Source organism: Cohnella luojiensis (assembly GCF_004564235.1).
GTDB lineage: Bacteria > Bacillota > Bacilli > Paenibacillales > Paenibacillaceae > Cohnella > Cohnella luojiensis.
Map to the genome: position 1 here is coordinate 25201 of NZ_SOMN01000046.1, position 8685 is coordinate 33885.

Consider the following 8685-nt stretch of genomic DNA (forward strand, 5'->3'; position numbering starts at 1 on the left):
GCGAAGATCCGTTACGAACCAATCAGTTCATTTCTTTGAATTTTCCGGGCGTAATCCCCTCGTATTTCTTAAATACGCGAATGAAGGTCGCCACTTCGTTGTAGCCGACATGCTTGGCCACTTCGGCAATGGAGTCCTGCCTGCATTTAATCATCCGCTTCGCTTGATCGATACGGAACTTATTGATGTAATCCAAGAGGCCTTCGCCTTTCTGGGTTCTGAACAATTTCGATAAGTAGCTGCCCTTCAAATCAAAGCGTTCCCCGATCGTATTCACGTTCAAGCTCGAATCGTCGTAATGCTCCTCGATATGACGAGTTACCTTCTCCACCAATCCTCGCAGCGATTCGGCGCGCTCCTGAGAAACGTTCTTCTCTATCGTAGCCGCGGCAAACGCGCATACTTCCTCAAGCAGTCCGAAAAGCTCCTGCTGCATCTCCTGTATCGTATCGCACGCTAGGATCTTGTCCATCCATAGCGGATTGTCGCCTAGAACGCTGCTCTCGCCGTCTCCGAGCTCGTTAATGGCCTTGACCATTGTGCCGACGAGGTTAAAGATCAAACATCTAGCCAACGTGAGAGACACGATCGGCTTGTTGAAATTCCGCTGCGTAATGTCGCTCATCGATCGGGAAGCCTGCTCGTACTCGCCGGCTTTGATCCAATTGATGATTTGCTGCTCCAGCTGAAGCGGATAGTAATAACCGAACCGGAGATTGTCCGCAGGATCGATTCGAATCTCGTCATACGTTATGATTTCGCGCTTGCCGAGCACCATCTTGTACTCCATCGCGTCAACCGCTTCCTGATAAGCCTCGGCGATACCGGCCAGCGAAAGGTGAATGCCGCCTATCGATATGGTCAGATCCATCTGAAATCGGAGCAGGAACGACTGCGCTTCCGTTGCGATAGCGTAGAGGTCCTCCTTAAAGCTCTGCGTTTCCGCTTCCGCGAAGTTGACTAGACAGACCATCATATCGTCAATCTCGGCCACATAACCCGCATGCTGATGCCGACCCGCCAGCTCTTCCACTACATTCGTAATAATAAACTGTACCAGCTTGCGCCGTTCGTTCGCATCAATGCCCGACAGCTTGGAGGATAGGCTCTCGTCGTTCTCCACCATGAACAGGATGACCGCGAATCGGTCCGAAAGCAGCTTCATGTTAAATGATTTGAACGCTTCCTCGTAAGGCACGGGCGAGTCCAGCTTGCCCTTAAACAACCGATTCAACATGTTGGAGCGCAGGGCATGCTGATGCATTTGCAATTGCAGCGCGATACGCTCCTTCTCGCTGCGCGTCTGTGAAATCGCCCGTTGAATGAAACTCAGCTCGTTTCCTTCCGACCGCTCCCCGTTTTTGTCCGATAAAGACTGCACGAGCTGCTGAATCGGCGAATAGTTGCGGCGCATAAAAAACCACGTCAACACGCCGGCGCCGATCAAGCTGATCAGAATGCTGATATACGTGAACTTACGAACGTATTCCGCTTTCTCCCAGTAAATATTGCTAGGTATGACCAAGGCGTATTTCAAATCGGATACGGACGACGAAATCGAGAACAGCTCGGAACCGCCGTCTCGGGACGGCGAGATCATTGTCCCTCCGCCGACAGACAACCGCTCGACAATGCGATCCTGATCGACCGACACCGGCAGATTGGACAGAAGTACCTCGTTATCCTGATTCAGAATAAGCACCTGTCCTCCGCTGAAGCCCGAAATGCTTTCAACCGCCTCCTGAAACCGGTCCCTATCGGTCATGACGACAACCGTTCCCGTTTTGCGGTCATTCAAATCTTTAGGTAAATGCGTCAAATAAGCGATCGAGGTTCGCGAAGACGCCGAATCCAGGCGGGGAAGCAATAGAAAACGATTGCTCTCCGTATTGTTAATCGTATGCATCCATTGCTCGTAGCTGATATCGCCCGTATTATGGATCGTATTGAAAGCGGTTTCCAAATCACGCACATTGCCGGGCCTCAGCAACGAATCTTCCTGTTCCCAAGTCACGTAAAATTCGTCGATCGAGGCATACGAGGTTTGGTAAGTCAACATATCCTTCACCAATTGGTAGGCGGAGAATTGCGCGTCTCCCGGAGACTTAGTCGAATACATCAGGCTTTGCAGCTTCGCATTCCATGTGATTTCCATATTCAACCTTTTCATCAGATCGATCTGCGTATCGATCGTATATCGGGCTTGCTTCAGCAACGAGTCGTTGGCACGGTGAATTTCGCTCTTGAGCGCTTTGCTAGACTGCGCATAGACGATTAAACTGATCATCGTCATAACGAATAGAACGACGCTATAGGAAATAAGCCACGCAAAAACGATGCTCTTGCGTTTCTGCCATAAGTGTCGAATCTTCAAATCGCGCTCTCCTCGCATTCGTAGACTCCAGGACGATGACAGCCCTCCATCCTTCCTTCATTTTACAGCAGCAAACCCGATCTGTGAAATGTTGAAATCGTTTAATTCAATTGATAAAACATCCAATTCCTTGTACTCAAAAAATACGATGCTTCCATCCGTTCAGCTTGGCGATCGCTTCCACGAAGAAATAGTCCCCGTAGATCAGCGAAACGTCGACGTTCTGTCCTGTCGGCCTATTACCTGTACCGTGGCGCAAAATCGCTTCATGGCCAGCATCGTCCCACGTGCCATAGTTGTAATATAGCGACTGCAGAATGCGTTCAGCTGCGGCCCGGTATACCCTTCCCGTTCTCTCGGACAGCAGCAGCGACAGTTCAATCAGCCCGGACGCAGCGCAGGCGCCGGCCGAGCTGTCGCGCGGTTCATCGTCCAGCGCGGTCTCGGCTCTAAAGTCCCAATGCGGCACATGGTCCTCCGGCAGGTGGGCGATGAAGAAATTAGCTGCGCGTTGAGCCGCGTGCAAGTAGACGGCATTCCCCGTATACCGGTAAGCAATCGTCATGCCATACAAGGCCCATGCGGTTCCCCTGCTCCAGCCGGAGTCCGGCGCCGCTCCCTGACCGCCGAGCGATTCCAGAAACTCGCCTGTCTCGGGGTCGAAGCTGATAATATGGTTGACCGAACCGTCGTCGCGGATAAAGTTCCTCACCACCGTATCCGCATGCGCCTTCGCGATATGCCCGAAGCGCGGATCTCCGCTTTCCTTCGTTGCCCAGAATAGCAGCGACAAATTCATTGCCGTGTCCACGATCGACCAACCGCGCTGATGATCGCCGTTCCATGCACGTATGAAACGCCCGTTTAGGTTATAGCGCCCCGCCAAGAAGTTGGCGGCGAACAAACCGCGGCGAACGGCATCCTCGTCTTGCGTAAGACTATGCTTAATGACCGCGGTAGGCAGAAATTGAAATCCGACGTCGTGATGGAAGCGATTCGGCTCGAGCATTAACCGCTCGAGCCGTTCATCCCAATGCCAAGCAGCCTCCTTATAGCGATCGTCTCCCGTCATATCGTGGACAATCCAGAGAATGCCCGGCCAGAATCCGGATGTCCACCAGTCGATTCGCATATCGTCATACTTGCCGTCCGCCCCGGCGACGTGCGGAGATTTATCCCCGATCTGCACGATCATCCCGTCAACCTTCGTTAAGATTTGCTCCCACACGGCGTGAAAGTCGAGCTTCCCCGTTATCGTTTTCCCCATTTTTCAGATACCTCCCTATTGCGCTTTGTTACCCCTTCAATGAACCGATCATGACGCCTTTTACGAAGAAGCGCTGCACAAACGGATAAATACATAAAATCGGAACTGTCGCAACCATGATCGTCGCGTATTTAATCGTTTCTCCAATCTGGAAGCGATCACCCGCATCGGCGCCGGCGGACATGCTGTCCGTGGCGTTCGAGATCAGAATCTCCCTTAGCACGAGCTGCAGCGGAAACAGTTCTCTTCTCTGTATGAACACGGAGGCATAGAACCAGCCGTTCCACTTATCGACTGCGTAATATAAAATCATGACGGCAATTACCGGCATGGAGAGCGGAATGATGATACGAAACAGAATCGTAAAATGATTTGCCCCGTCGATCTTCGCCGACTCCTCGAGACTGTCGGGAACGCTCATGAACGCCGTACGCATGATGATGAGATTAAACGTACTGACCGCGAACGGAATGATGGTCGACCATAACGAATTGAGCAGGCCTACTCCCTTCACAACCAGATAGAGCGGTATCAATCCCCCGTGGAAAAACATCGTGAATACGATAAAAATCATAAAAGCATTATTCCACAGCACGTTTTTCCTGGAAAGCACGTAAGCGCCAAGCGCCGTCATGATCAAATTGACGGACAATCCTCCAGCGACTATGAATAACGTATTGCGGTAGCCGTTCAGAATGCCGGGGTTCCGCATGACGCTCTCGTAAGCTTCGAGGCTGAAGCCGAGAGGCTTCCATAGAATTCCTTTATTGACGATAAGCTGATCGGCTTCGCTGAACGACGCGAATAGTACGTAAAGCAACGGATACAAGGTTAGGACTACAAGAAAGATCAGCGCCGAATACACTCCGACATCGAACGCTCGTTCTCCGAATCCTATTTTTCTTCTCACCGATCTCACCTCACCATAGACTGCTGTTGTTGATTCTCCGGCTGATAGAGTTGGCCATAACCAGCAAGAATAGATTGATGACGGAATTGAATAGCCCAACCGCCGAGCTGTAGCTCCAACCGAATTCCAGAAGCCCTTTCCTGTAAACGAAGGACGAAATGACATCAGCGGTTTCGTACGTGGCCGGATTATACAACAGAATGATTTTCTCGAAGCCGACATTCAGAAGATTGCCCATGCGCAGAATAAGCATGATAGCGATCGTAGGCATGATGCCCGGAATCGTAATGTAAAAGAGTTGCTTCAGCCGGCTGGCCCCGTCTATCCGAGAAGCTTCGTACTGCTCTATATCAACGCTCATCAATGCCGCGATATAGATAATAGACTCCCACCCGATGCGCTGCCAGATTTCGGATAAAATATAGATCGGTCGGAATAGATGCGCTTTCTGCAGCATCGCCTGTCCGTCATAACCCAGCGACACGAACAATCGATTAATGATTCCGTCCGCGTTCGTAAAATCGGTAACGATGCCGCATATGACGACCAACGATATGAAATAAGGCATATACGTGATCGTCTGCGCCGCGCGCTTGAATGCCTTGTTGCGAACCTCATTGATAAGCAGAGCCAATATAATGGGTGCGGGAAATTCGAAAATGAGCGAATAGAAGCTGATGACTATCGTATTTTTCAAGATGCGCCAGAAATAGTAGCTGTTAAAAAAGTCATGGAAGTGCTTCAGCCCGACCCAGTCGCTGCCCCAAATCCCTTTCATGGGAGAGTAATCTTTGAACGCGATCAGTGCGCCATACATAGGAGCGTAATGAAAAACGACATAGTAGGCGATAACCGGAATCATCATGACGTACAAATATTTGTTCATTACGAAATCGCGTACTAATCGGTTCATTCCTGCCCACCTCAGTTCGAATAGAGAGGGCAGAGGCTCGCTCGCCCCCTCCGTTTCTCATCCCTTAACGATTGTTGAAGCGTTGCAAAGCCGCGCTCTGGATTTCGATGGCCCGATCCAGGTTGAGCGATTTCATTTTGTCGACGTAGCTCTCGAATTTATCTATCGACTCCGAACCCAGAATGATTTTCAGCGTCATCTCATCGACCAGCGTATTGATATCGTTCATGATCGTAGCGTACTCCGAGCTCTCTTCCGGCGTAGGCGTCAGCGGAGGCAAGGCGTACTTGGCGACATCCGTCTTCTTCCATATGTCGACAGCATCGCGCTGCGTCTGACGGGCGAAGAATTGCTCCGCATACCGCTTGTCTTGAATGAACGGCCCGTTATAGCTGCCGCGAACGTACAGCGACATCGCTTGCGCCGGAGCCAGCTTATCCGGATTTTTCATAAGCAGATCGGTATATTTCGGATATCCGTCCACCATGTTATAGCTGACGCCTTCCGTGCCGAAGTTGAAGAACATTCTGCCTTCCTCGCTGTAGCCGTAATCAAGCAGCTTGACCGCCAGCTCGGGATCCTTGGAAGAAGCCGTAACGGCAACGATTCCTCCCGAAGAATACGCATTGTCCTTCTGGCCGAACATCGGCGTATCTCCTTTGTTCAAGACCGGATAGGGAGCCGCGACTAATAAGGCTTTCGGGTCATTGGCTTCGACTAGCGGCTGCCACTTGCCGATACCGCCGCCCGCATTGCCGATCGTTGCACCGGTTGCTCCGGAAGCCATGTTGCTGTCGACGGCTTTGCCATCCGCGGTTGCGATATTTTTGTCGATCAAGCCTTCTTTATACCACGTCTGGAACAAGCGCAAGTATTCCTTAAAACCGCTTTCGGCAGGGCCGAATTTAATGCTTCCATCCTTTTGATAGAAGTCCCGTTTCACGCCGAATGCTCCCATAATGGCACCGTTGTACGAATCGTTGAAGAACCTAGGCTTGCTATTGACCGCGAATGGAGCAGCCGCGCCTTTCTTCTCCTTGAACGCCCGCAGCATCGTCGTCCATTCATCGATTGTCTCAGGGACGGGCAAGCCCAGTTCATCGAGCCAGTCCTTGCGGACGATCGGCCCTTGGAACACGCGCAAATATTCATCGTAACGAATGAACGGGAAAGCGTAGTAGCTGCCGTTGTCCGTTTTGACCATCTTGTCTATTGCCGGATTTTCCTGCAAGAATTTCTTCAAGTTCGGCGCGTGTTTATCGATCAGGTCGTTCAGCTTCAGAATATAACCATCGCCGATCGCCTTCTCGGGACCTCCCGGAAATTCACTCAGGAAGTTGAACTCGATCATGTCCGGCAGCTCGCCGGAAGCCAGCATGACGTTAAGCGTTTCCTTCGCTTGCCCCGCGGGAGGCGCCGTAAATTTGAGCTTAACGCCCGTTTTCTTCTGCCAGTCCTGGAAGAACGGCACTTCTTCGTGCGTTGCTTTCACGCCCACTATGTTACCGGTCATTTCTCCCCAATAAGTGAGAGTCTTATCTGTCTTCATCGGGTATACAGCCGCATCGTTTCCTTCCACGCTCGTTGATGCTGCCGGACTGCTCGCACTGTTTGAAGGCTCATCCTTGGATTCGTTCTCCCCTTTAGAAGAACAAGCTATTAACAACGTGCCCAACATCATGATGATCAGAGTACCCGTTATAAATCTCTTCATAAGTCCTAACCCCTCCGCCACTAGAATAATGAGATGCAATGCATCTCTCCCACAGATTACTGGAGTTGTCAGAGGCGGCGATATGAGCAAAATCGATAAACGGATGATGAATTGCTGCGAGCGAACTGACGATTTCTCCAAAGCCGTTCACAAAATCTGCAATTCGATAACGCAAAGAGGCGCAAGCCCGAAAGCTTGCACCTGTTGTTGCGATTATTATTCAGGTTATGGAGTGAGCGACTTTAGAATAATCTTTTGGCCGTGACAAAACGCTTCTTCCATGATTCGTTGAATTCTCCGTAGTGAACGCCTTTCACTTTCGAATACGTATGAAGGATCCGACCGTCTCCCGCATAGATGCCCACGTGCCCGATCTCGATCCCGCGAGCGCTGAAGAACAGAAGATCGCCTTTGCGCAGTTGATCGATTTCGACTTCTTTTCCTTCCTCGGCTTGGTTGTAGGAGACTCGCGGCAGATCAATGGACAACACTTCGTTAAATACATGCTGGACGAAAGAAGAGCAATCGAACGTTTCGGTTTGGCCGGGATCGGCACCGAACTCGTAAGGGGTTCCCAGGAATTTGGATCCGAAAGCGAACAGCTCGTCTGCTTGCTTATCGGCGAGCGCCGGGCTCGTGTAATCGGTATACGCCGGTTTGGCCGAGATGAAACCAATCGTATCGTCTTTGGTCTGTACTTCCAACCAATCCGCGTTTATTTCTCTGATGACGTGGATTTTCTCGTTTTTCGGAAGCATTCGGATGACATCGGAATCCGTTTCTTTACCGGGAGCAACGCGCAGGTTAACTCCGTATTCGATCGCGGTTTCATACTCATTCGCGGATGATATCGTGATCGAACCGGAATACTTATGCCATTTCACAAGATTACCTAGCGTTTCGCTAATAAATCGCAGCGGAACCATCGTCGTCTCGTCTATAATTTTACCCGGTGCGGGGAGCGTCAGCCGTTCTTGGTTTTTATAAGCGGTCGTTTCTCCGATTCGGTATGTAAGGACGACGCCTTCTTTAACGGCGGTAACCGTATGCGTCTTATTGTTCCAGGAAACTTTCGCGCCCTCGGCCTCGAAAATCGTACGCATCGGAACTAGGCTATAACCGTTTTCTATAACGGGCTGAGTCTGAAAGGACAAAGGTTTCCCATCCAAAAATACAGATTGCGACGGATTCACCTCGGCATATACCGGCGCTGCTTGGAGCAGCGTCATGGTCAGCAGCGTAGACGCGGCGCTTGCAAGGAAGCTAGTTCTTCTCTTCATGCTATGTCACCCTTTCTGAGTTTCCTTGATAATTAGACTCAGGGGCGGGGTGTTTGTTACTTGCCAATTTGTGGGAGGATGTTTGGTGCCAATTTTTAGTAATCGAGTAGGAGGGGGTGATTAACCCCTGACCTCTCACACCACCGTACGTACCGTTCGGTATACGGCGGTTCATGAAATATTCCGTAAGTCGTTGTATCTATCCGTTAAGCCTTTCAATCCATTTG

6 protein-coding genes are annotated in these 8685 nt (G+C 50.8%); all 6 read right to left on the reverse strand.

What is annotated here, in order from left to right:
* Window positions 1–22: 22 nt before the first annotated feature.
* Entirely contained in the window at window positions 23–2374 is a 2352-nt protein-coding gene (locus E2980_RS21905; RefSeq protein ID WP_240703140.1) for a helix-turn-helix domain-containing protein, read from the reverse strand.
* Window positions 2375–2510: 136 nt separating this feature from the next.
* Complete coding sequence (locus E2980_RS21910) at window positions 2511–3641, reverse strand: glycoside hydrolase family 88 protein (protein ID WP_135154362.1); 1131 nt, start codon at window positions 3639–3641, stop codon at window positions 2511–2513.
* Between the two features lie 28 nt (window positions 3642–3669).
* Entirely contained in the window at window positions 3670–4551 is an 882-nt protein-coding gene (locus tag E2980_RS21915; RefSeq protein ID WP_135154363.1) for a carbohydrate ABC transporter permease, read from the reverse strand.
* Between the two features lie 10 nt (window positions 4552–4561).
* A complete protein-coding gene (locus E2980_RS21920; protein ID WP_135154364.1) occupies window positions 4562–5464 on the reverse strand; it encodes an ABC transporter permease in 903 nt (300 codons plus the stop codon).
* A gap of 64 nt (window positions 5465–5528) precedes the next feature.
* The gene (locus E2980_RS21925; protein WP_135154365.1) at window positions 5529–7178 is read right to left on the reverse strand and encodes an extracellular solute-binding protein; all 1650 of its coding nucleotides are present in this window, start codon (window positions 7176–7178) and stop codon (window positions 5529–5531) included.
* 242 nt (window positions 7179–7420) lie between these two features.
* Window positions 7421–8458 carry a stalk domain-containing protein gene (locus E2980_RS21930; RefSeq protein WP_135154366.1) on the reverse strand — a complete coding sequence of 346 codons (1038 nt, stop codon included), beginning with the start codon at window positions 8456–8458 and terminating at the stop codon, window positions 7421–7423.
* Between the last annotated feature and the right edge of the window lie 227 nt (window positions 8459–8685).

Coding starts and splice junctions, on each gene's coding strand:
- E2980_RS21920 (WP_135154364.1), bottom strand. CDS start 5,464: ATGAACCGATTAGTACGCGATTTCGTAATGAACAAATATTTGTACGTC.
- E2980_RS21910 (WP_135154362.1), bottom strand. CDS start 3,641: ATGGGGAAAACGATAACGGGGAAGCTCGACTTTCACGCCGTGTGGGAG.
- E2980_RS21930 (WP_135154366.1), bottom strand. CDS start 8,458: ATGAAGAGAAGAACTAGCTTCCTTGCAAGCGCCGCGTCTACGCTGCTG.
- E2980_RS21925 (WP_135154365.1), bottom strand. CDS start 7,178: ATGAAGAGATTTATAACGGGTACTCTGATCATCATGATGTTGGGCACG.